This is a genomic window from Microbulbifer sediminum, from assembly GCF_021729035.1.
GTDB classification, from domain to species: domain Bacteria; phylum Pseudomonadota; class Gammaproteobacteria; order Pseudomonadales; family Cellvibrionaceae; genus Microbulbifer; species Microbulbifer sediminum.
On record NZ_JAJSAP010000002.1, the window covers coordinates 334190 to 358553 of the forward strand.

Sequence of the window (24364 nt, forward strand, 5' to 3'; positions counted from 1 at the left end):
ATATTGACCCGTCAGCTCCGGGTAGTACCGCTTAATTTCCATGCCGGGCTGGGGAGGCGCTGATGGCCGGGAAGCGAACACCAGGTAGACCGATAAACCGTACCAGTACGGACCTACGCCCGGCGATCATAGATGCCGCAGTGCGCTGCTATTCCCAGCGCGGGGTAGCCGCGACCGCACTGAAACATATCGCCGAGGAAGCCGGTGTCACTCCCGCCCTACTCCATTATTACTTTGGCTCTCGCGAACATCTGCAGCAGGCGGTGCTGGACGAACGTGTACTCCCCCTCCTTAACGAAGTCCAACAGCAGTTGGGCCCGGGCGGCCTCAGCGGCTCTCCCGAGGCCCTTGTGCGCCGGTTTATCTCAGCGGTCTCAACAACCGTCGAGCGGCATCCCTGGTGGCCACCACTTTGGACCAGGGAAGTACTTCTTGAAGGCGGCGTATTCCGTGCCCCCTTGATCGAACGAACCGGTAAACAATTCTTCCAGCAGATCGTCGCGGCATTTTCGGCTGCAAAAGATCGGGGCGAACTCCCCCCAGACATCGATCCACGCCTACTCCTGGTATCACTGGTTGGCCTGACCCTGTTTCCGGCCGCGGCCGCCCCTGTCTGGCGAAGCCTGATGGACACCAGGGATATAGATTCAGAGGCCATGGAGCGGCACACACTGGCACTGGTTTTACAGGGCATCGGGGGCCACCATGCCTGAGGGCTTTTTCAGCAAACCTAAAAGAACACTATGTGTAGCATTGGCCATGGCCGTGCTGGCCATTGCAGCCTGTGATAACAAACAACCGGGTGCCCTTGGCACACTGGAATGGGACCGTATCTCTTTACCGGCTCCCGCCGCAGAAAAAATCGAGGAGACTTTTGTAGTTGAAGGACAGGATGTGGCTGCAGGACAGCCCCTGATACGCCTCGACGAGCGCGCCACCCGCGCCCGGTTACAGGTTGCCAGGGCGGAAGCAACCCGGCTCCGTGCCCAGCTGGACGAACTCGAGGAGGGTCCCCGAGTCGAGGAAATCGAACGGGCCGGCGCGGCGCTGGAGGCTGCCAGGGCGACGCGCCAGGAAGCTTTCGACAACCACCGGCGTCTGCTCGCGCTAAAGGAAGAGGACTTTATCTCCCAGGCAGATATCGACCGTGCCCGTACTGACCTGGACACTGCAATTGCCGAAGTGGAATCCCGCACCGCGGCCCTGCAGGAATTGCAGCGAGGGACCCGTGCAGAGCAACTGGCGCAGGGGCGCGCGGCCCTGGCGCGAGCCGAGGCAGAGGCCCGCCTGCAGGCAGTGCTGCTCGACAAACTCCTGCTCCAGGCACCCCGTAGCGGCCGCATCGACGACCTGCCTTTCCGGACCGGCGATGAAGCCCCCGTGGGGGCACCGCTGGTCAACATGCTGGTGGGTGAGGCGCCCTACGCCAGGGTATATATCCCCCAGTCACTCAGGCCCGGGATTCATACCGGCGACCGCGCAGTGGTTTACATCGTCGATGTCGCCGGAAGTTTCGAGGGGCGGGTGCGCACGATTCGCAGCGAGCCAAGCTTTACGCCCTACTATGCACTTACCGGCAAGGATGTCTCCCGCCTCAGTTACCTGGCGGAGATCCAGCTCGGTGCTGACGCAGCGCAGCTGCCCTCCGGGCTGCCGCTGCGCGCCGAATTCACCGGCGATGTGGCAACGACTGGCAGCGCAGGGAAAGTGCCGACGAAACCGATGCCAACCGATGGGGGACCACAGCCCGATGGCAAGTGAGGAGGCGGCCGTGATCGCCCGCGGGCTGACCAAGGTTTTCGGCGACCTGGTGGCAGTGAATGCAGTGGACCTGCGCATCGAAAAACGGCAGGTATACGGCTTCCTCGGTCCCAACGGCTCGGGCAAATCCACCACTATCCGGATGCTCTGCGGCTTGCTCACCCCGACCGGGGGAAATATTGATGTACTGGGCATGGAGATCCCCAGGCAGGCAGAAGCGCTGCGTCGCCGTATCGGCTATATGACCCAGCACTTCTCCCTGTTCGGCGACCTGACGGTGCGGGAAAACCTGGAGTTCCTCGCAGCGGTCCAGGGCCTCGCGGCCGCCCCGGCGCGACGACGGGTGGCGGAACTGCTGGAGGAGTTCCACTTCACCGGCATGGAGCGACAACTGGCAGCCACGCTGAGTGGTGGGCAGAAGCAGCGCCTGGCACTGGCCGGCAGTATTGTCCACGGCCCGGAATTACTGTTCCTGGATGAACCCACCAGTGCGGTGGACCCGGAGTCCCGGCGAGATTTCTGGGAGAAACTGTTCGAGCTTGCCGACGCCGGCACAACCCTACTGGTGTCGTCCCACTACATGGACGAGGCTGAACGCTGTCATCGCCTTGCCATCCTGGACCACGGCGCGCTGGTGGCCGACGGCACGCCCGCGGAACTTACCGGCTCACTGGAAGGCCGCACATTTGCGGTTGAGGCATGGCAACCACGCCGGGCCAAGGCGACCGTGCTGGGCGTGCCCGGCGTCATCAGCGCGGCACAGATCGGCAACAGCCTGCGGATATTGTGCGATTCAGGGGACGGCATCGAGGAACGCCTGTCGCGGGCGCTCGACAAGGCCGGCCTGCAGGCGCGACTCTCGGCAGCGCGGCCCACCCTCGAGGATGTCTTTGTCGCCGTCACCATTCACCAGGCACCGGGAGAGACCGCGGAAACACCATGAACCTGCGACGCCTCTGGGCGATTGTGATCAAGGAATTGCGACAGCTGCGCCGCGACCGGGTAACCCTGGCAATGATAGCGGGCATTCCCGTGATGCAGCTGATCCTTTTCGGTTATGCCATCAACCTCAACCTGCGCCACCTGCCCACAGCAATCGTCGACGAGGCACAAACTACCGCCTCCCGGCAGCTTGCAATGGATATGCTGGCCACGGATATCATCCGGCCGGTCGCACAGGCCACTACTGCCGAAGGTGTCATGGCCCTGATCCATCGCGGCGAGATCAGTGTCGGCATTGTCATACCGCGGGACTTCGAGCGTCGGCTCGCGCGGGGAGAGCCGGTAGCACAGGTACTCGTGGACGGCAGTGATACGGTCGTCCAGAGTGCTGCATCCCAGCTGGCTCAGCTTCCGGTAACAACGCCGGCCACAGAGCGGGACCGGGCCTCGGTCCCCCTGCCCCGGGCACCCATCAGCGTGGTCAGTTTCTATAACCCCCAGCGCGTGTCTGCCATCAATATCGTACCCGGCCTGATCGGCATCATCCTGACCATGACCATGGTGATGTTTACCTCGGTTGCGATTGTGCGGGAGCGGGAGCGCGGAAATATGGAACTGCTGATCGCCACCCCGGTAAGCCGCAGCGAACTGATGCTGGGCAAGGTGCTGCCCTACGGCATTATCGGCCTGGTGCAGACCACGCTTATCCTGTTGCTGGGAATGTGGCTGTTCGGGGTGCCGGTGCGAGGGAGCGCCATGGACGTCTACTGGGCAGCACTACTGCTGATCCTCGCCAATCTGTCCCTGGGGCTGCTGATCTCGACCCGGGCCCAGTCACAGTTCCAGGCCATGCAGATGACATTTTTTGTCTTCCTGCCCTCGATACTCCTGTCGGGATTTATGTTTCCCTTCGAGGGCATGCCGCTGCCGGCGAAATGGATTGCCGAGATCCTGCCATTGACACACTTCCTGCGCCTGATCCGCGGCATCATGCTGCGGGGTGCCGACCTGATGGAGCTGTGGCCAGAGGTACTGGCGCTGCTGGCATTCATCGCCCTGATGATGACCCTGGCAATCAACCGCTTCAGCAAGCGACTGGACTGATCGCCCCGGCTCAGTACACCGGCAGGTCGATGCTGGCGAACAGTTCGTCCAGCTCTGCCCGTGAGCCCACATGGGCTGCCTGATCCACCAGTTCGCGGGTCAGGTGCGGGGCGAACTGCTGGATAAACTCGTACATGAACCCGCGCAGGAAGATGCCTTTGCGGAAGCCGATCCTGGTCACGCTCGACTCGAACAGCTCACTGGCATCCAGCGCCACCAGGTCTTCATCGGCTTCGTCCACCGCCATATCCGCCACAATGCCGATTCCCAGGCCCAGCCGCACATATGTCTTGATAACGTCCGCGTCTGCTGCGGTAAAAACCACCTTCGGTGACAGCCCCTTTTCCAGGAAAGCCTCGTCCAACTTGGAGCGCCCGGTAAACCCGAAAACATAGGTAACGATGGGATACTGGGCCACATCCTCCAGGCTAAGCTTGCCGACCTGGCACAGCGGGTGGTCCCTGGGCACCAGCACGCAGCGATTCCAGCGGTAAACCGGCATCATGATCAGGTCGCTGAACAGCTCCATAGCCTCGGTGGCAATGGCGAAGTCGGCGGTACCATCGGCGGCCATTTCCGAGATTTGCATGGGCGTGCCCTGGTTCATCTGTAGGGACACTTCCGGGTAGCGCGCAATGAAAGACTTGATCACCGGCGGCAGCGCATAGCGCGCCTGGGTATGGGTGGTGGCGATGGAGAGACTGCCTTTCTGGTCGTTACTGAATTCCTGCGCGACCTGCTTGATATTCTCCACCTTGTGCATGATCTCGCCGGCGGTCTTGAGGATGGCCTCACCGGCAGGCGTGATGCGTGTCAGGTGCTTGCCGCTCCGCGCAAAAATCTCTACGCCAAGCTCATCCTCGAGCAGGCGGATCTGCTTGCTGATACCGGGTTGCGAGGTATACAGGCTCTGCGCGGTAGCGGAGACATTCAGGTCGTGATGGGCAACTTCCCAGATATATCGCAACTGCTGCAGCTTCATGGTTTCTCCCTGGCATCGGGCCCCGGTACCCGGACTTCCGGCCCGGGCTCCCCCGGCCGCTTTCACGGCAGTTATAAAAACTATAAAAGTTTATGCGAGAAAAGAATAGCAGCCAATTCCGCAGACGGGCAAAGTGAAAACACGGCGGATCCATCGAGGTGTGACGGCAAACACGGGAGATGTGCTCCCAGGCGCCACTGACCGGCCGGGTAATGCCGGAATATGCCCCAGGGCGCCAGATTCAGGACTGGCCCTCGAGGTTGGCGATACCATGGGGAACATGGCCGGTCGCCACGTGCTCCGCGGCGGAGGCACAATGCGCAGGCTGGTCGTCAAAGAAGACATCAGCGCCGAATGCACGCAGGAACTCCCCCTTGGGCAACCCACCGAGGAATACCGACTCATCAATACGCACATTCCACGCGCGCAGGGTGCGAATGACGCGCTCGTGCGCCGGCGCCGAGCGCGCGGTCACCAGCGCCGTGCGGATCGGGCAACTCTCGGGGGTAAACTCGGCCTGCAGCTGCTGCAATGCCTCGAGGAACCCCTTGAAAGGCCCACCACCCAGGGGCTGCTGGGCAGAGGCCCGCTCCGAGGCAGCAAAGGCAGCGAGCCCGTCCCGCTTGAAAATCTGCTCAGCCTCATCGGAGAAAATGACTGCATCACCATCAAAAGCGAAGCGCAGGGTGTCATCCTCCCGCCAGCGATCCCCCCCGGCCACCAGCGTTGCCGCGGCCACACCCTGCTCCAGTGCCCGGCGCACATCCTGGCCATCGGTTGACAGGAACAGGTGGCAGCCAAACGGCGCTATATAACGATAGGGACTGTCGCCGTTACAGAATGCCGCCCGGGTAATATCGAGGCCGTAATGCTCGATGGAATTGAAAACACGCAGGCCAGTGTCCGCACTGTTGCGCGACAGCAGGATCACCTCGACCCTCGGGTTGCCCTCCAGCCGCTGGTTAATCTGCAGGAATTTCTCCACCAGCGGAAAGGCATCGCCCTTCTCCAGCACGTCGTTTTCATGCTCAACCTGGTAGGCTGAAAACGCCTCCAGCCCCTGCTCCTCAAACACCCGGTGACTGTCGCTCAGGTTGAACAACGCCCGGGAGGAAATGGCAATCACCAGTTTATCGGTGCGCGGCATCACGGGGCCTCTACGTCGCCAAGCCCACTGGGACGACTGTCTTTGCGTCGCGAATCGAGCATGCTAAACAACATACCTTCAAGATCCTCGCGCGTGCGCTCGGAGCGCACTCCCTGCTGGTTGACGATAACCAGGAACACCGCATGGCAGGTCTCCAGAGTGGCGCGCGCCAGCCGGTTCATCTCATTCGGTGGGCAGGTAAAGCCCATGCGCCGGAACATATCGCAGAGGTGGCTTATGATCAGCTCGTCGTGGCGCTCATCAAGTTCGTGGAGCTCAGGAATACCCCACATGGCCTGCACCAGCGGCAACAGGCCCCGCTGCTCGCGATAGACGATCAACAACCGTCGCACCAACTCGGAGATAAACTCCTGCAGTGACATCTGCTCGACCCCGGATTGCCCCAGCTCGTCCAGGGCCTCCGTCATGCTTACCAGCCATTGCTCCCCCATCGCGTAGAGGATCGCGTGCTTGTTGGGGAAATAGTGGTAAAGCGAGCCCACCGACACACCCAGCTCCTTGGCAATCAGGATAGTGGTGAGATCATTCAGGCCCACCTCTTCAAGCAGGCGCCCGGTGATATCGAGGATCTTGCGGGTACGCTCGCGTGCACGCGCCTGCACCGGCTCGCGCCTCGGTGCAAGCTGGCTCTTGCGCTTGCGTTGTTCGGAGTTAGACAAATCCATGCCCCCCATTCTCATGTAAGCGCAGTTTATCATCAATAGCAGCCCGCGGAGGGGCATGAGCGCACTCCACAAGCATAAAAAAACCGGCGCAATGCGCCGGTTTTCGGGTCCGCATCCTGCGGGAAGCGGGGGGATCAGAAACGGTAGTCGAGGTTGACACCCAGCACTCGGCCACGGGACGGATCCGTCTTGGTGGCCGGCAGGTTGTACAACGCCTCAGCGTAACCCCAGTGGTAATACTCCTCACCGGTCAGGTTCTCGGCGTACAGCCCGGCCGTCCAGCTGTCATCCGGCGAGGTCAGGGCCAGGCGCAGGTTGAACACATTGCGGGCTTCCAGGCGTACGGCCTCAGTGTTTTCCAGGTCGGACCACTGCTCCCCGGTATAAGTGTACTCACCGGATACAGACATCTCGCCCAGTCCTGTCATGCGGCTGTAGGTCAGCACTGTGGCGGAGGAAAAAGCCGGTGAGAAAGCCATTTCGTTACCATCACAGGTTTCACACAGCTCGGCGGGAGCCCCGGTGAACTCTGTATCCAGCCACGCGAGCCCCATATACAGGTCGAGATTGTCCGTGAGCAGCCACTGGGCATCCACCTCCAGGCCCTGCCCCCGGGATTCCCCCACGTTGCGGGTAATGGCCGCCGCGCCGACAAAGAATGCCTGCTGCAGGTCGTCATAGGTGTACTGGAAGGCTGCGGCATTCAGGGCCAGGCGGTTATCCAGCAGGCGCGCCTTCAGGCCCAACTCATATGAGAGGACATTCTCCTCATCGAACTTGCTGGGTTCCGCGTTGCCGGAATCCACCTCGTAGCCCTGTTCATCCAGCCACTCGTACTGGCTGTCGGCGTCGGTGCCATAGGCAGGGTCCGTCACGTTGTAGCTCAGGTAATCAAAGCCTCCGGATTTATAACCGGTGGCCACACTGGCATAAGCCGTCAGCTCGTCACTCAGTACCTGGGTCAGGGTTGCACGGCCGGAAACATTGCTCCAGGTATTGTCCCCGGTAATGGCACCGTTGGTGTACATGGCCTGGTAGTTCCAGCCACCCGTCCAGGTATCGGGCCACGGGGAATCCACACTGTACATCTTGTCATCTTCGGTATAGCGGACACCCAGGCCAAGGGTGGTGGACTCGCCCAGGTCGTAGGTAGTGTTGGCGAAGACACCCCAGCCGGAATATTCGCCAACAGTGTAGGCCTCTTCACTGGACAGCATGCCTGGCGCATACTCCCAGGGCTCGCCCTCGAAACCGAACGCCTCGTCCAGCACATCCTGGGGCAGCGCGTCACAGGTGACGAAGCTATCGAGGCCCTCTTCCCACTCGTCGGCATAGATGCCGTCACAGATGAAGTCCTCATTGTCGACGCCGGCAAAATAGGTGTCCAGCTCCTCCTGGTAGTAGGAGGCACCCAGTACATAATTTAACGGGCCGCTGTTATTGGAGGTCAGGCGGAATTCCTGGCTGAAGAAATCCCCGGTTTGGTCGCGGTAGTAGGTATCGATCGGGAATGGGGTACCGTCAAAATCCTCTACGTAACTGTAGTCATGGGTCTTGTAGCCGGTAATGGAAGACAGCGTGGAGCCACTGGCCAGGTCATGCTCGATGGTCAGGATAACGTCGCCGATCTGCGACTCATCCTTGCCGCGCTCGTCGTTGTAGACCTGGTCGTAATCCCCCTCCGGGATCGGGTAGTTGTAACCCGCATCGGTATCGAAAGCCCGGTAGATGGTGCCATCGCTGGCACGGTCCTCGTACTGGGCCAACAGGGTCACCGTGGTGTCCTGGATACCATCGTAAACAGTGGTGATGCGCATGGCATTCAATTCACTGGCACCCAGGTCGGGCCCGCCGGCCAGGTTTTCAACATGGCCATCTTCCGCGAAGTGCTTGCCGGAAAACCGAACCGCAAGGTCTTCGCCCAGCGGCATGTCCAGCCCACCCTCGATTTCGGTGCGACCATACTGCCCCGCACCCACGGAGATCTCGCCGGCAACGGTGTCACCGGGCTTGCGGGAAACCATCGAGATGGCACCGGAGGCGGTATTGCGTCCGAACAGGGTACCCTGCGGGCCCTTCACCACCTCAACGCGCTCCAGGTCATACATGCTGGGGGTCGCACCGGTGCGGCTCTGGTACACGCCGTCCAGGAAGATGCCCAGTGCCGGGTCACTGCCGCTACCGAAGCTGTTGTTGTTCACCCCTCGCACGGACACGGAATCAAAGTAGGAATCCGTGGTCTCGCCGGATATGCCAGGCGTCAGGGAGAACAGGTCCTTGAAATCGCTCAGGTTACTGTTCTTGACCGTTTCACCGGTGAAGGCGCTCACCGCCATTGGCACGTCCTTGAGGGACTCTGCACGCATCTGGGCGGTGACAGTCACCTCCTCGATCTGCGCAGCGCTGGCACCGGTGCCGACGGCAATAACAACTGCACCCACTGCCGAGGCCAGCAGGTGTTTCCGGGTAAGTAGTGTCTTCTCTGTAACAGGCATGGTAGTCCCCGTCTTTGTTTTTATTCAGGGTTGCTCATCCAATACCGCCGATGGCAGTACCCCATCGAAAATAGCTCGAGGTATTGTTATCCCATAAACCGAATTATTATTCAAATTACTTTTTCAACGCCCCGGGAGCCATCGCCGGCCCGGACCTGTACATACAGTGCGTCAGGCCCCCAGCTTGTCCTTGAGGCTGTAGTAGAGCATCCCCGTGACCAGGCCCGGCCAGCGCAGCAAAGTGCCACCCGGGAAGGTAGGCGTTGGAATTTGCGCCAGCACATCAAAGCGCTCTTCCGTTCCGGCGATCACTTCGGCAATCAGCTTGCCCGCGAAAGTCGCGGTGGGAACACCGTGGCCAGAGTAGCCCTGGCTGTAATAGACGTTGGGCTCCAGCCGACCCAGGTGCGGCATCCGGTTCATGGTGATGGCCAGCGTGCCCCCCCAGCCGAAATCGATCCGGGTATCCGCCAGTTGCGGGTAGACCGCCAGCATATACTTGCGCACGAAGCTCCGGATATCCTGGGGGAAGCGGGAGGTATAATTTTCCCCGCCACCGAAAATCAGGCGGTTGTCCCCGGAGAGCTTCCAGTAATCGATAACAAAGAGGGTATCCTGGAGCGCGTAATCGTTCGCGATCAGCTCCTGTGCCAGCGTTTCCGGGAGCGGCTCGGTGGCCAGGACAAAATTGTTGATGGGCATGATCTTGCCGGCCATCCGCGGCTCCAGGTTGCCCAGGTAACCATTGCAGGCAAGCACCACGTTCTTTGCCCGCACCTGTCCCCTTTCCGTCTCGACAATGCAGGGAGAGCCGCCCTGGTAGCGGGTCACCCGACTGTTCTCGTAAAACGTGACACCGGCAGCGGCAGCCGCACCGGCCAGGCCCAGGGCAAAATTCAGCGGGTGCAGGTGCAGTGATCCATCATCCACCTGGGCGCCGAAATAGCGCTCGGAGCCAACCATGGTCCGGGCTTCCTCCTCATCGGCATAACGGATCTGCTCATAGCCGTAACGTTCCCGCAGCAGGTCGGCCTCCATCTTCAGGTGCTCATTATGGCTGCGCTTGGCGGCCAGGTGCAGGATGCCCCGCTTCAGGTCACAGGAAATAGCATGCTTGTGGATCAACTGCTCCACCAGGTGGACCGCCTCTACACCCATGTCCCAGAGCTGGCGGGCAGTGTCCATACCCAACATCTTTTCCAGATCCTCCTGGCCACGGCGCTGCCCCACCCCGACATGCCCGCCGTTGCGACCCGAGGCGCCCCACCCGACCCGTTCGGCCTCGAGCACAACCACCTTGTAGCCGCGCTCTGCGAGGTGTAGCGCCGAGGAGAGCCCCGTGTACCCGGCACCGATCACGCAGACATCGGCCTCCACGCTCTCCTCCAGAGCCGGATACACCGGTGCCGCATTGGCACTGGCCGCATAATAGGAATCGGTGTGCCCTATCAACTTGTTCACTGTCCCCCTGGTACTCATCGCATCATCTCCGCCAGTGGTTTGCGGGCGCACCCGCAAAACCCGAATAATAATTCACTTTATATTGAATAATAATTCGGTTTCTTGTCATAATCAAAGCCTGTGGATCGGCCCATGTCGCCGACCACTTACTCGCTCGTCTGTGCCATCCTACCGGAGACGCAGGCGGCGTATACTAATGCAACCCTCCAAAGGGGCAGATCATTTCGATCAAGGTGCAAAATGGACAAGATTAAGCAGTGGCTCGCAGAACACAATATCTCTGAAGTGGAGTGTCTGGTGCCCGACATGTCCGGAAATGCGCGGGGCAAATTTACCCCCACGGACAAATTCCTGACCCAGGACAGCCGGCTGCCGGAAAGTATCCTGGTACAGACAGTGACCGGAGACTACGTCGACGAGCACAACGAGCTGGTTGACCCGGCGGACACCGACATGCTGCTGGTGCCGGACCCGGACTCCATCCGGCTGAACCCCTGGGCCAATGAGCCCACGGCACAGATCATTCACGACTGTTATACCCGTGACGGCGCCCCCCACCCCATCAGCACACGCAATATCCTCAAGTTTGTGCTGGCGAAATATGCAGAGAAAGGCTGGAAACCGATAGTGGCTCCGGAGGTGGAGTTCTACCTGGTGAAACGCAACCTGGACCCGGACGAGAAGCTGTCCGCCCCCGTGGGCCGTTCCGGCCGCACCGAGAAAACCCGGCAGTCCTACAGTATCGATGCGGCCAACGAGTACGAGCCGATTATCGAGGATATGTATGACTTCTCAGAGGCCCAGGGGCTGGATGTGGATACACTGATCCACGAGTCCGGGACCGCCCAGATGGAAATCAACTTCCTGCATGGCGACCCGCTCAAGCTCGCCGACCAGGTCTTTACCTTCAAGCGTACGGTACGAGAGACCGCGCTACGCCACGGCATTTATGCCACCTTTATGGCGAAGCCCATGGAGCACGAGCCCGGCAGCGCACTGCATATTCACCAGAGCGTCGTGAACTCGGAGACCGGCCGGAATATCTTTGTCGACGAAAACGGCAAGGAAAACGAGACCTTCATGCATTTTATCGGTGGTATGCAGAAATACACTCCCGGGTTCATCAGCTTCTTCGCTCCCAACGTAAACTCCTATCGCCGCTTTACGCCGGAGATAGCGGCACCCACCAGCCTCCACTGGGGATACGACAACCGTACAACCGGCTTGCGTGTACCCGACAGCTCGCCCCAGGGAAAACGCCTGGAGAACCGGTTTCCCGGTGCGGACTGCAACCCGTACCTGGCCATCGCCACCTCCCTCGCCTGTGGCTACCTGGGCATCATCAACCGCATCGAGCCCAGCGAGCCCTATGCCGGTGACTGCTCTTCGGAGCCGATCTCCCTGCCCCGCACACAGGAGCACGCCCTCAGCCTGCTGGCAGAGTGCAGTGAGGCACAGCAGATGTTTGGCGAAAAATTCGTGCGCGCCTGGAGCGCCATCAAGCGCGACGAATACGAGGAGTTCAATCGGGTAATCAGCTCCTGGGAGCGTGAATACCTGCTGCTGAACGTCTGATTGACACGATATCAGGCACCTCCCGAGGAGGCGCCTCTGCCGGAAAGGCCCCAATAAAGGGGCCTTTTTTTGATTATAAAGTTAACTTTTTTACTGACTATTCGTGAAAATTAAGCTGCTTTTTACGATAAGATCGTTTCAGCGCAAAAAAACTTGACCCACTTTCCAAACCGCGAAATAGCCCTCCCGAGCCAATTGCCCCCCCTGTTATGCCCGCTAATCTGGATCACGCCTGTCACCAACAGGTGAACCGGTCGGGGAAGTGAGAACGGGGAGATGGAGCCAGGGCTCGCTGCTGTGGTGCCCTCTTTCCCCCAATCCCGGCCCAACCCAATGGCGGCGGTATCGCAGGCTCCCGGCATTGCCGGTTCCCGCCCGTGCGTTGCGTGCGGAGGCGATCCCACCAAACGCGGCCCCGCCCTTCCGGATAGAAAAGGAATAATAAGCAATGAAGCACTTAATAGGTTTTAGCTGCGCGATTTCGATGACCCTGGGTGCCCATGCGGCCGACCGCATTCCGGCAACGCCGGACCTGTTGGCGAAAGGCATTCAGTCAGCACAGGACGTCACGCTGGAAGCGGTAAAAACACGGACCCTGCCAAACGGCAAGACCGTGACCCGTTACCGCCAAACGCATCGGGGCATACCGATCTGGGGCGCCTCCGTGACCACTTCCGGTCAGGGCATCGCCGCGCGAGTCAGCGGCGAAGTGATTACAGGACTCGACCTTGAGGTCCCCTCCGTTAGCCCCATTATCAAGCCAGAAAATGCCCTTGCGAGAGCGATGTCCCGCAGCATCGCACTGCGTATGGAGTCCGGCCGGGCAACACCGCAATCGGCAAACGCCCTCAGGCTCTCGGCCGCCAACCAGCAGCAGCAACTCTACGTGTACGTCGATGACCAGGACCGTGCCCGCCTGGCTTACCTGGTCAGCTGGGTCGAGTATGGCGAGAATCCCGGCCGCCCCTTCTTCTTTATCGACGCGCTTACCGGAGAGGTACTGTCCCACTGGGATGGGCTTACCAATCGCGATGCCAATGGTCCTGGTGGCAACGAGAAAACCGGTCGCTATGACTATGGCAGCGATTTCGCTCCCCTGCTCGTATCCAGTGACTGCCGGTATGATTCACCAAACGTGGAAACTGTCGACATGGACAATCGCACCAGCGGCGGCAGTATTTTCGCGATTGACAGTTGCCCGGCCAGTGGCACGCCCTATAACGACTACCGCTATACCAATGGGGCGTTTTCCCCGCTGAATGACGCACACTATTTCGGCAACGTTGTGTTCAACATGTTCAGCGACTGGTATGACACCGCTCCGCTGACGCAAAAGCTGCGTCTGCGGGTCCACTATGGTAACAGCTACGAAAACGCCTTCTGGGATGGCAGCCAGATGACCTTCGGGGACGGGGCCTCCCGCTTTTATCCCCTGGTCAGCCTCGATGTCACCGCGCATGAGGTGAGCCACGGCTTTACCGAACAGAATTCAAACCTCCGCTACTCTGCACAATCCGGCGGTATTAACGAGGCCTTTTCGGATATGGCAGGCGAGGCAGCGGAATACTACATGCGTGGCAGCAACGACTGGCTGGTTGGCCAGGAAATTTTCAAATCCAGCGGTGCGCTGCGCTATTTTGAAGATCCCACCCAGGATGGTAACTCCATTGGGAACGCGGCTGACTACTACTCGGGCATGGACGTCCATCACAGCTCTGGCGTCTTCAATCGTGCCTTCTATCTGCTGGCCAACACCAACGGGTGGGATACCCGCAGCGCCTTCGATGTCTTTGTCCTTGCCAACCAGGTTTACTGGAACAGCACCACAGATTTTAACGAGGGCGCCTGTGGTGTGGTTGAGGCAACACGCGATTACAGCTATGACGAAGCAGACGTGGTTGGGGCGTTTGATGCCGTCGGCGTTTCCACCACCGCCTGTACCGCCACACCACCACCAGGTTCAGAACTGGACAATGGAGTCCCTGTCAGCGGCATCTCGGGTAGCCAGGGCGAGGAAATCTTCTATACGCTCGAAGTGCCGGCTGAGGCGAACAGCACCAGCTTCGAGATTTCCGGCGGCTCGGGCGATGCGGACATGTACGTCAAGTACGGTTCTGCGCCGACCACCTCCAGTTATGACTGCCGCCCCTACCGGAACGGCAACAATGAAAGTTGCTCGTTCAGTACTGCACAGGCCGGAACCTACCATGTCATGCTCAGGGGCTATACGAGCTTCAGCGGTGTGGAACTAGTGGGTAGCTACAGTGACGATACCGGGGATAGCTGGACCCGGTCTGACCTTTCCGGCACCCGCGGATCCTGGCAGCATTTCACGCTGGACGTCGGGGAGGGGCGCTCCGCGCTTGAGGTGCAGATGTCCGGGGGGAGTGGTGACGCCGACCTTTATGTTCGCTACGGCAGCGAGCCCACTACCAGCAGCTACGACTGCCGCCCGTACCGAAACGGCAACAGTGAAACGTGCTCGTTCAACACCCCTCAGCCAGGTACATGGCATATCAGCATCCGCGGCTACCAGTCCTATAGCGGCGTAACCCTCGAGGCCGCAGCCACGCCATGATGCGGGGAACCACCGCCGGGTCGCACAAGGCACAGGCCTGAACGAGAAAGGGGCAGCCTATGGCTGCCCCTTTTCTGCACCGTCTTCAGTGATTACTTGTGACTGGGATCCTTCCAGTAATCCTTTACGGTATCTTTCATTTCTTTCGCAAGAATGCTGATACCAAACAGGTTGGGCAGTGTCATGATCACGATCGCTACCGCTGACAGGTTCCAGATCACCGTAGTGTCCTCGATCGCCGCCCAGAAAAAGGCGATGACGTAAACCAGGCGGTAAGGCATCACCGCCCGCGGACCAAAGAGGTAAATCATCGAGCGGTCGCCATAGTAGGACCAGGCAATAGCCGTGGAAAAGGCGAACAGCAGGATGCCAAGCGTAACAATCAGGCTACCGTAATCCCCGAAGAAACCGCGCTGGAAGGCGATATTGGTCAGCGCCACGGAATGCACCAGAGAGTTACCCCAGACTTCCACATTCTCGTTGACGAAGCGACCATCGGTCACTGTGAGCACCCCGCTGAAGGTATCATCGCCAACGCGGAACTCGACATCCTCGGCAACCGAGCGCGCATTGATCAGGGTAAACTCACCCTCGTTCAGGGCGCGGCCATCGGCGACCACAACGGACCCATTAAACGGTTCCACCTCGCTCTCGCCATTGCTGAGGAACTTGAACAGCTTTTGTACATCCTCACTGTTTTCATCAGTGTACTGGCCTGCCAGTGCCACCATGTCCGCACGCTCGAAGCGATTGAAGTGTTTTTCCGTCCACACGCCGGAGGAGAGGATCACCAGTCCGGTGAGGGTGCAGATGATCAGCGTATCGATAAACGGTTCGAGCAGGGAAACCATGCCCTCAGACACGGGTTCGTCAGCCCGCGCCGCGGCGTGCGCAATCGGCGCCGAGCCCTGCCCCGCCTCGTTTGAGAAGAGCCCACGGTTAACGCCGCGGTTGAAGGCGTAAGCGAAGCTGGCGCCGAGGAAGCCGCCGGCAGCAGCCGAGCCATTGAAGGCATCCCGGAACACCGCCACAAATGACGGGATGATGTTGTCGTAGTTGTAAAGGATCACGGCAAGGGCGCCAATCACATACAACAGGGCCATTACCGGGACGATAGTGGAAGTCACCTTCGCAATTCGGGTGATGCCACCGATAATCACCATACCCAGCAAAATTGCCAGCACACCTCCTGTCAGGGCCTTGTTGAGCCCGAAGGTGTCATACATTGCCTGGGCGATATTGTTTACCTGCGGCAGGCTGCCGGTACCAAAAGAACAGATCACCGTGGCGATCGCGAACAGGACCGCCAGCCACTTCATATTGAGGCGGCGCTCCATATAGAACATGGGGCCACCTGCGTAGTAGCCGTCAGCAGCCTTGATACGGTATTTGTGTGACAGGGTCACCTCGACAAACTTGGTTGTCATACCGAGGAACGCCGTGACCCACATCCAGAACAGGGCCGCCGGCCCGCCGAGGAAGATGGCCAGCCCCACACCGCCGATGTTACCGGTACCCACAGTACCGGAAAGCGCGGTGGAGAGCGCCTGGAAGTGGGAGGTGTCACCGGGGTCACCCGGCTTGTCATACTTGCCCCGGACAATCTTGATCGCATGGCCGAAATACCGCACCTGGGGAAAGCCCAGGAAAATGGTAAAAAACACGCCGACGCCAAGCAGGACGTACGGGAACCACCACGCTGAGCCGAGAAAGCCGTCCAGCGACAACAGCAGTTGATTGAAGGATTCCAAGTTGACCCCCACTACTCTGTATTATTTATTTCCGATTATTTTTACAGCTTTGGCTGCAGATAGCTGCGCAGATTAGCAGTTTCCGGGATGCTAGAACAGTAAAGCCGTATCACCCCAGGAATGCGAAGTGCTCCCGATGCGGGAACAGGCCGTAGTGCCCTCCGGTATGCACAAATACCAGGTTGTCGCAATCACGGTACTTTCCGTGGCCGAGGTCCTGCAGCAGGCCGTGGAAGGCCTTGCCGGTGTAAACTGGATCCAGCAACAGTCCCTCAAGGGCAGCCGCCTCGGCAATTGTCTGGTACACCGGTACCTCAGCCACCCCGTACCCGGGCCCGATATAATCCGCGCTCACCGCAATATTGAGTGAATTCTCATCAAACTGCTGATTATTCCGGCTGGCCCATTGAACAACATCTTCACGCACCTTGCGAACGAAGAACGCTTCGTCATCGCATACCGCATAGCCGGTAACCTGTGTCTGCATGCCTGCGAGGTGAAAACCGAGGGTCAGGCCGGCCTGGGTGCCGCCACTGCCGGTGGCACAGACGACATGGCCCGGCTCGAAGCCCTCCCGGCGACAGTCGTCGATAAGCTCCCTGGAGCCAGCGAGGTAGCCCCAGATACCGAGGCCGTCGCTGGCTCCTGTCGGAATCAGCAACGCCCGGTGACCATGGTCCGCGTAGACCTTCTCCCAGTGCGCGAAGATGTCCTGCTGCTCACGGAAATACTGGCGCGGCGGATAGAACGAAACCTTTGCACCCGCGAGCCGGTCCACCAGCAGGTTGCCGTCCATATCACCGCTGTGCTCGCCGCGCAGGATGAGGTGTACATTGAGTCCCAGGCGGGCACCCACCAGGGCTGTGGTGCGGCAGTGATTGGACTGCAGCCCCCCACAGGTAATCAGGGTGTCATATCCCTGCTCCAGTGCGGCTCCGGCGATAAACTCGAGTTTGCGCAATTTGTTGCCGGACATGGCGGCCTCCGTCAGGTCATCGCGCTTGACCCAGATACGCGGACCATCGGAGGGTGTGGAGTACTTCTCGGTGATACGGTCGAGTGGCTGCAGGGGCGTTGGCAGGCGGGCAAGTTCCACCCGGGCAGGAAAAGTCAGCTGATCCATGGACACTCCCATCGTTTGCAAATCAGGCACCAAACGAACAAAAAAACCCGGCATATTGCCGGGTTTGTACGGAACCTTGAAGACAGTGCACCTGTGCGCACTAGATCTTCTTGATAGTACCTTTGGGCAGGATGGCATGTACTGCCACCTTCTGGAACTTCAGCTGCATATTCTCAGCCACTTCCAGAACGATATAGTCCTCGTCGACCTTCTCGACACGACCGAGCATGCCACTGGTCATCACCACTTCGTCGCCTTTTTTCAGGGCGTTGACCAGCTCCTGGTGCTCTTTCTGGCGCTTGCGCTGCGGCCGGATAATAAAGAACCACATAAACGCGAACAGGCCAGCGAACATCAGCAGGGTTACCATCGGGTTACCCTGGGGCGCGGGAGCGGCCTCCTGAGCGACTGCGGCAGGAATGAAAAAGCTCATTAATCAACCTCGAAAAGTCAGCCAATAATTTGTGGCCAACTCTAACGGGTTTATCCTGCCGAGGCAATCTGCGACCCCGCGGCTTGGGCGCGGGGCCGTAGAGGCATCAGAAACGCTGTCGGACCTGGCGGCGATAGCCTGTGGGCGACATGCCCGTCCAGCGTTTGAATGCACTGGTAAAGCTGGTCCGGTCGGAGAAGTCCAGGATCCGGGAGATACCGTCAACGCTCAGGGCGGTGTCCTTGAGGAAATGCACGGCGTGGCGGAAACGGACGTGGTCGCGCAAGGCGGCGAAGCTGAGATTGTGCTCCTGCAACCGGCGCTGCAGTGTCCGCGTGGACATGCTCAGGTCGGAGGCTACCGGGCGGATGGCCAGGGAGGCCTTGCCAATCCGCTGCTCCAGCACGTCGATCACACGTGCGGCAATCCCAAAGCTGGTGGCCTCCGGCGGTGCAAGCAACTGGTCCAGGATATTGGGATCACCCGAAAGTCGGGCCTGCTGCAGGGGCTTGTCCTCGGAGAGAGAAGACTGATCTGGCTGAATATGGTTCATGAGCTGCTCCTTAATAAGTTCCGTGAGCCGCGGTTATTTTTCTACGTCCGCTTCCTGCGAATCCCTGAACTTTTCTAGCCCCTACCACTCACCTCAAGAGCCAACTACCACCCGTTGGGGATGCACCTGAAACAGACCTCGAATCCATCGCAGAACTGTACAAAAATTAACCTTATCTCCGGCAACTTCCTTCCAGGGAGGAGACCCTGTGCCGGCGCATCTTTACACAAGCCAGTATAGACCAATCACAGAGAATGCAAGGCGCGACAGGCAATTTTTTTTAAAAATTGTATAAATGACACCTTACCGGACCAGAATTGACGTTAACTGAGGCGTCACTCGCGTGGCGGCAGCAGGACAAAGCATACAACGAGGGCGCGGTGCTGCACGCATTCGTGCGGCACCGGCCGGGAGCCGAGGGCTCAATCCAGGTTCTCATCTATCCAGTTCAGGACATCATCGTGATGGGTCTTGGTTTTGACCTTGTCGATGATATGCCGCAGCCGGCCACTCTTGTCGATAATGAAAGTGGTACGCAGGAGCCCCATGTACTCCTTGCCCATAAACTTCTTCAGGCCCCAGCAACCGTACTTGTCAGCAACCTTGTGTTCCTCATCCGCCAGCAGGTCGAAATTCAGCTCGTGCTTGTCGATAAACTTCTGCAACCTGGCCTCGGGGTCGGGACTTACACCCAGTACCACCGTATCCCGCTTGGCAAACTCCCGGGCACTGTCGCGAATGCCACAGGCCTGGGTAGTGCAACCTGGTGTCAGCGCCTTGGGATAGAAATACAGCACGACATTCTTCTTGTCGCGAAAATCCTTGAGTGCAACTTTCTCGCCATCCTGGTTTTTCAACGTAAAGGCTGGAGCGAGGTTACCGATCTTGGGAAATGCCACAGATACCCCCTAAATGTAAGCATGATGGTTTGAGAGGGGCAGGATTATAACGGAGCCTGGTTAGCAGCTCACTTTATGCCGCCAGAACCCTCTCTCACTCTTGCCCACTATACCCGTCTCTCCGCCAGCATGCCTGATGCCTATCGGGGCCGTGCACTGGCGCAAGCCACTCACAGCTCAACAAAGCCGTATCCACGCTCGCGCCGGGCAAATATTCCGCACTGGCTGAGCTTTTCCACCAGTGCAGCGCGCTCCGCATCGGTCAGGAAGTCACCAACCTCCAGGCAGCCCTCGGGTCCCGTAAAGCTGATTGACGCAGGTTCCGTATCGCCCTCGATGCGCACCAGCACAATCAGGCTATCGCGCTCAAACTCCCGATGGTAAACAGTCTGCTCCCGATGCCCACGGGAACAGTCAAGCACTACGCGCTCGCCATTAATACGGATCACTTCGCGCCTGGCCCCCTCCGCATAGACGTAAAACAAGACGATGCCAAGTAACAACATTTCGAGGCCGGCAAAGGGCAGTATCATCCACGCCCCCGCAAGCGCGAACGCGAGGCTGATACCCAGGGAGACAGCGATCAGGGACACGAAAACCCACAGGTTTCCGGACAGGGAGAGTGACTGGTTGGGCTGCAGGAGGATACAGGCACTGGCGCGGGAAGCGCGGCCGACTTCAGTAACCATGATCTCGGCTTCCAGGGACTACTTGCCTTAAGTGTAGTCAGGCCGGCCCGGGAGCCAAAAACCCCTCCCTGGGGCCAGGTCACTTACGCCGGGACATAAAAAAAGCCCGCAACCGGCGGTGCGGGCTTCTCTCAATCCGGAACCGTCAGCTGACGGTGGATCGATTACGGCAGCAGGTGCGCCACGGCGTCGCGCTCTTCCGCCAGCTCCTGCTCGGTGGCAGTCATCTTCTCGCGGGAGAAATCATTGATGTCGACGCCCTGAACAATTTCCCAGTCACCGTTCTTGCAGGTGCAGGGGAAAGAGTAGATCAGGCCTTCCTGGATACCGTAGGAGCCGTCGCTGTAGACGCCCATGCTGGTCCAGTCACCCTCGGCAGTGCCCAGCGCCCAGTCGCGCATATGGTCGATTGCCGCATTGGCTGCGGAAGCGGCTGAGGAGGCACCACGGGCCTTGATGATCGCCGCACCGCGCTGTTGCACGGTGGGGATAAAGTCACTCTCGTACCAGTCCTGCTCCACTTTATCCATGGCATTGGCACCGCCCACCTTGACCTGGTGCAGGTCCGGGTACTGGGTGGAAGAGTGGTTACCCCAGATGGTCATATGGGTAATGTCATTGACACTGGAGTCGGTCTTGTTCGCCAGTTGCGACAGGGCACGGTTGTGGTCCAGGCGGGTCATGGCGGTGAAGTTACGCGGATCCAGGTCCGGCGCGTTGCGCTGGGCAATCAGGGCATTGGTGTTGGCCGGGTTACCCACAACCAGCACTTTCACGTCGCGGGCCGCCACATCATTCAGCGCCCTGCCCTGTGCAGAGAAGATTGCCGCATTGGCTTCCAGCAGGTCCTTGCGCTCCATGCCAGGTCCGCGCGGACGGGCCCCGACCAGCAGGGCGTACTGAGCGTCTTTAAATGCAACATTGGCATCGTCGGACTGGACAATACCCGCCAGCAGCGGGAACGCGCAGTCTTCCAGCTCCATGGCCACGCCCTTGAGCGCTTCCAGGGCCGGGGTGATTTCCAGCAGTTGCAGGATCACCGGTTGGTCTTTGCCCAGCATCTCGCCGGAGGCGATGCGGAACAGCAGCGAATAGCTGATCTGGCCGGCGGCGCCGGTCACAGCAACACGTACAGGTGCTTTCACGATAGTTCTCCCTCGTCTGTAAGCGGCCCGCATTATAGAGACTTGCGGATAAATTTCACCTGCGGTCCGCGGGCTTTAGCCCCGGTTCATGCCAATGTCGTAGTCGATTCCTCGTACCGGCTGGCCAGCGCCCGGTAAAGCTGGTCGCTATAGTCGCCGCTCGAGGCATCCAGGCCCGCACTGAGCTCCGCAAGGTGCTCGTTGTCCTCTCGCCCCGCCCAGTTCTTCACGTAACTCCCGTCCTGGTAGCCATTGTCCTGCCGGAAACGATTGAGGACATTTTTACCCACGTAGCGCCGGTAAAGCTCATCGAAGCTCATGCCGGTATCCACCAGCAGCTGCGCAAACCCCACCAGGTCAAACTGCCTGCTGGCCAGGGTATTCAACGTAAAAGCCTCCAGGTGCTCGCGAAAATCGCCGGGCTGGGTGTCCGCCGCGCCAAGCTCCGCTGCCATCTCGGCGGCTACTTGATCCGGGGCGCCCTGCTGCAGCTCGAGACTCAGGCCAAAATGCCAGATATCCACCAGCTCCAGCTTGACCTGGTCCATATCGGGTTGCTGTTTTTTCCACCACTTCCAGCCAAAATGGTCCAGCAGCTCAGCACTCTCCACCCAGATTGCGCGGTACCACGCAAAGCCCTGCTCACGCCAGTTCTCGTTGACCAGTGTATTGATCTCGTCTTGCAGGGCCAGCATGGCCTGCAGCTGTTGTTGCATCATCGGGATTTTCCAGCGAATGGGCTCAGGCGGCCCGGGGGAACAGTCGGTTAAAGTTTTCCGTGGTGATTTCGGCAAGCTCTTCCAGAGCCAGCCCACGCAGTTCGGCAATGAACTCCGCCACCTCACGGACATAGGCGGGGATATTCGGCTTACCGCGGTATGGCACCGGTGCCAGGTACGGGGAATCAGTCTCTACCAGTAACCGGTCCAACGGCAGCTTGCGTGCCACATCCCGCAGCTCCCCGGCATTCTTGAAGGTAACGATACCGGACAGAGAGATGTAGTAATTCAGGTCCAGGGCAGCCCGCGCCATTTCCCAACTCTCGGTAAAGCAGTGCAACACGCCGGCGTGCTCCGGATCTCCGTGGGCGCGAATCAGCTCCAGGGTATCCTCACGGGCATCGCGGGTATGCACGATTACCGGCAGGCCGGCGCGGCCGGCTGCACGGAGGTGCGCGGCGAAACTCTCGCGCTGGGTCTCTTTCGTATCCGTGCTGTAGTAGTAATCCAGGCCGGTTTCACCCAGGGCCACCACTTTGGGTTTCGCCGAGAGCTCTATCAGGCGATCCTCGGTGGCCAGGCCCGAATCCACGTCCAGCGGGTGGATTCCCACGGAACACACGACATCGGGGTACTGGCCGGCGATTTCCACCACGCGGTCGACGTTATCGAGACTGACCCCCACACACAGGAACTTGTGCACCCCGCGCTCACGTGCCAGGTCCAGTACGGCATCCAGGTCACCGTCGAACTTGTCCAGGTTCAGTCGATCGAGATGGCAATGGGAATCTACAATCATCTATCTGTTACAACGTGTGGGTAGGCCGACTGGATTCCAGTGAACCGGCCAGGTAAGTTTCGATCTTGCTCTGCGCCTGATTGTCCTTGTCCGTGAACTGAAGCCCCACACCCGGTGACCGGTTGCCCTGGGCACCAGCCGGTGTGATCCAGACCACTTTGCAGGCCACCGGGACCTTATCGGGCTCGTCCATCAGGTTCAACAGCAGAAAGACCTCGTCGCCCAGGTTGTAGGGCTTGTCCGTTTTCAGGAACAGGCCACCGTTTTTCACGAAGGGCATGTAAGCAGCATAGAGCACCGACTTATCCTGGATCTTCAGCGTCAGGATACCCCGGGCACCCCCTCCCATGGCGGTCATAGTCCGTCCTCGGTTGTTGTCGTTGTATTTGGCGCTACGTTAGCCGAGCGCGCCAGACCTGTCCAGAAGCGGCCACCTGGTCAGGCAGCGAGTTCGCCGTGACAATCCCGGGTTAACCGGAAAAGAGCCTCGTCCAGCGAATCATCAACTCCTCCAGTAATAGGCGCTTGTTCGGGTTGCTCCCCCCTATCAACCCCTGCCGGGCCTGCTGCAACTGGTCGCTGAAAGCAAACAGCGGCTGCAGGCTCCCGGTCCCAGAGCCCGGCAGGCGCTGCAACAGGGCCACGACCTGCTCATCGGCAGTGAGGTCACAACTCCGCGCGCGCATCATGAGAGCCACCCAGTGCTGCCAGAATTTCAATAGCTGGGGCAGTGACACCCCCTCGGGGGGATTCTCCCACCGCCCCGCCAGGGCGACCGGGCTGGAGGCCCCCTGGGTGAGTTCGGTCAGGTCGCCGAGAAACTGCTCCCGCGCCTCACTGGCCTCGGGTTCAGCCAGTTCCAGGGCCAGCAGGGGGGCACCGCCCGCCAGGTCCAGCGCGCGCCGCGCGCCCTGTCCGTCAAGCCCCCCCTCGCCCAGCCAGCGCAGTGCAACGTCTCTGGACGGGGCCGGGAAAGGCACCGTCTGGCAACGACTGCGAATGGTGGGCAGCAAGCCCGATGGGGCATCCGAAATCAGCAGGAACAACACTGCCGGCGCGGGCTCCTCCAGGTTCTTCAACAGGGCATTGGCGGCATTGACGTTCATCGCCTCGGCCGGGGCCAGCCACACGACCCGGGCCCCTTCCCTGCCGCTGGTGCGGCCGACGAAGCCACCCAGTTGCCGAATCTGCTCCACCTTTAGTGGCCCCCCCGGTTTTTCCGGCTCCACCCGCAGGAAATCGGGGTGTGAGCCGGCCTGCCACAGTCGACAGCCGCGGCAATCACCACAGGCGAGGCCCTCGCGAGGCTGCTCGCAGAGCACCAGGGCGGCAAACGCCTCCGCAAAGCGGCGCTTGCCAAGGCCACCCGCCCCGCTCAGCAGCAGCGCATGGGGGCAGCGCCCGGCACGCCACTGTGCGCCCAGCCTCTGCCAGGCCTCGGCCTGCCACGGCAGGGGTGAGGGAATACGGGTATTGGCTTCGTTGATATCAGGCACGCGCACTATGCTCCTGCAAATACTCC

General features: G+C 59.9%; 22 protein-coding genes. 6 read left to right on the forward strand and 16 right to left on the reverse strand.

Annotated features, from left to right (window positions below; genetic code table 11):
• Window positions 1–62 precede the first annotated feature (62 nt).
• The 4 genes from LVD11_RS04175 (at window position 63) to LVD11_RS04190 (ending at window position 3807) form a co-directional block, all read left to right on the forward strand.
• A complete protein-coding gene (locus LVD11_RS04175; protein WP_255775316.1) occupies window positions 63–713 on the forward strand; it encodes a TetR/AcrR family transcriptional regulator in 651 nt (216 codons plus the stop codon).
• 181 nt (window positions 714–894) lie between these two features.
• The gene (locus tag LVD11_RS04180) at window positions 895–1761 is read left to right on the forward strand and encodes an HlyD family secretion protein (protein ID WP_237056541.1); all 867 of its coding nucleotides are present in this window, start codon (window positions 895–897) and stop codon (window positions 1759–1761) included.
• Window positions 1751–2704 (forward strand): ABC transporter ATP-binding protein, encoded by a 954-nt coding sequence (locus LVD11_RS04185; RefSeq protein WP_237056543.1) that lies wholly within the window; start codon window positions 1751–1753, stop codon window positions 2702–2704. Before LVD11_RS04180 ends, LVD11_RS04185 begins: the two co-directional genes overlap by 11 nt.
• Window positions 2701–3807 carry an ABC transporter permease gene (locus LVD11_RS04190; protein ID WP_237056545.1) on the forward strand — a complete coding sequence of 369 codons (1107 nt, stop codon included), beginning with the start codon at window positions 2701–2703 and terminating at the stop codon, window positions 3805–3807. Before LVD11_RS04185 ends, LVD11_RS04190 begins: the two co-directional genes overlap by 4 nt.
• Before the next feature lie 10 nt (window positions 3808–3817).
• On the opposite strand, the gene cysB is transcribed toward LVD11_RS04190, so the two are convergent.
• From cysB to LVD11_RS04215, 5 genes are all read right to left on the reverse strand, one after another.
• Entirely contained in the window at window positions 3818–4789 is a 972-nt protein-coding gene (gene cysB, locus LVD11_RS04195; protein WP_237056554.1) for an HTH-type transcriptional regulator CysB, read from the reverse strand.
• Window positions 4790–5030: 241 nt separating this feature from the next.
• Complete coding sequence (locus LVD11_RS04200) at window positions 5031–5936, reverse strand: 5'-nucleotidase (protein WP_237056556.1); 906 nt, start codon at window positions 5934–5936, stop codon at window positions 5031–5033.
• Window positions 5936–6622 (reverse strand): TetR/AcrR family transcriptional regulator, encoded by a 687-nt coding sequence (locus LVD11_RS04205; protein WP_237056558.1) that lies wholly within the window; start codon window positions 6620–6622, stop codon window positions 5936–5938. The genes LVD11_RS04200 and LVD11_RS04205 overlap by 1 nt, the downstream gene beginning before the upstream one ends.
• Before the next feature lie 134 nt (window positions 6623–6756).
• Window positions 6757–9117: a TonB-dependent receptor gene (locus tag LVD11_RS04210; protein ID WP_237056560.1), complete on the reverse strand. Its 2361-nt coding sequence runs from the start codon at window positions 9115–9117 to the stop codon at window positions 6757–6759.
• Between the two features lie 171 nt (window positions 9118–9288).
• Window positions 9289–10596 (reverse strand): NAD(P)/FAD-dependent oxidoreductase, encoded by a 1308-nt coding sequence (locus LVD11_RS04215; protein WP_237056562.1) that lies wholly within the window; start codon window positions 10594–10596, stop codon window positions 9289–9291.
• Window positions 10597–10818: 222 nt separating this feature from the next.
• Here LVD11_RS04215 and LVD11_RS04220 point away from each other — a divergent pair, with 222 nt between their 5' ends.
• Window positions 10819–12153 carry a glutamine synthetase family protein gene (locus LVD11_RS04220; RefSeq protein ID WP_237056565.1) on the forward strand — a complete coding sequence of 445 codons (1335 nt, stop codon included), beginning with the start codon at window positions 10819–10821 and terminating at the stop codon, window positions 12151–12153.
• A 448-nt stretch (window positions 12154–12601) separates the two neighbouring features.
• On the forward strand, window positions 12602–14731 hold the full coding sequence (locus LVD11_RS04225) for a M4 family metallopeptidase (RefSeq protein ID WP_305080658.1): 2130 nt from the start codon (window positions 12602–12604) through the stop codon (window positions 14729–14731).
• A 92-nt stretch (window positions 14732–14823) separates the two neighbouring features.
• On the opposite strand, the gene LVD11_RS04235 is transcribed toward LVD11_RS04225, so the two are convergent.
• From LVD11_RS04235 to LVD11_RS04285, 11 genes are all read right to left on the reverse strand, one after another.
• On the reverse strand, window positions 14824–16482 hold the full coding sequence (locus LVD11_RS04235) for an alanine/glycine:cation symporter family protein (RefSeq protein ID WP_237056567.1): 1659 nt from the start codon (window positions 16480–16482) through the stop codon (window positions 14824–14826).
• 109 nt (window positions 16483–16591) lie between these two features.
• Complete coding sequence (locus LVD11_RS04240) at window positions 16592–17605, reverse strand: D-cysteine desulfhydrase family protein (protein WP_237056569.1); 1014 nt, start codon at window positions 17603–17605, stop codon at window positions 16592–16594.
• A gap of 100 nt (window positions 17606–17705) precedes the next feature.
• The gene (gene yajC, locus LVD11_RS04245) at window positions 17706–18038 is read right to left on the reverse strand and encodes a preprotein translocase subunit YajC (RefSeq protein WP_237056571.1); all 333 of its coding nucleotides are present in this window, start codon (window positions 18036–18038) and stop codon (window positions 17706–17708) included.
• Between the two features lie 106 nt (window positions 18039–18144).
• Window positions 18145–18591 carry a helix-turn-helix domain-containing protein gene (locus LVD11_RS04250; RefSeq protein WP_232942372.1) on the reverse strand — a complete coding sequence of 149 codons (447 nt, stop codon included), beginning with the start codon at window positions 18589–18591 and terminating at the stop codon, window positions 18145–18147.
• Window positions 18592–19013: 422 nt separating this feature from the next.
• Window positions 19014–19490 (reverse strand): thioredoxin-dependent thiol peroxidase, encoded by a 477-nt coding sequence (gene bcp, locus LVD11_RS04255; RefSeq protein ID WP_237056587.1) that lies wholly within the window; start codon window positions 19488–19490, stop codon window positions 19014–19016.
• 170 nt (window positions 19491–19660) lie between these two features.
• Entirely contained in the window at window positions 19661–20179 is a 519-nt protein-coding gene (locus LVD11_RS04260; RefSeq protein WP_237056588.1) for a DUF2244 domain-containing protein, read from the reverse strand.
• 164 nt (window positions 20180–20343) lie between these two features.
• A complete protein-coding gene (locus LVD11_RS04265) occupies window positions 20344–21324 on the reverse strand; it encodes a malate dehydrogenase (RefSeq protein ID WP_237056590.1) in 981 nt (326 codons plus the stop codon).
• An 86-nt stretch (window positions 21325–21410) separates the two neighbouring features.
• Window positions 21411–22040, reverse strand: coding sequence for a dUTP diphosphatase (locus tag LVD11_RS04270; protein ID WP_237057093.1), 630 nt, complete (start codon window positions 22038–22040; stop codon window positions 21411–21413).
• Window positions 22041–22065: 25 nt separating this feature from the next.
• On the reverse strand, window positions 22066–22842 hold the full coding sequence (locus LVD11_RS04275; protein ID WP_237056592.1) for a TatD family hydrolase: 777 nt from the start codon (window positions 22840–22842) through the stop codon (window positions 22066–22068).
• 7 nt (window positions 22843–22849) lie between these two features.
• Window positions 22850–23200 (reverse strand): PilZ domain-containing protein, encoded by a 351-nt coding sequence (locus LVD11_RS04280; protein WP_232942362.1) that lies wholly within the window; start codon window positions 23198–23200, stop codon window positions 22850–22852.
• A 112-nt stretch (window positions 23201–23312) separates the two neighbouring features.
• Window positions 23313–24338 (reverse strand): DNA polymerase III subunit delta', encoded by a 1026-nt coding sequence (locus LVD11_RS04285; protein WP_237056594.1) that lies wholly within the window; start codon window positions 24336–24338, stop codon window positions 23313–23315.
• Window positions 24339–24364 lie beyond the last annotated feature (26 nt).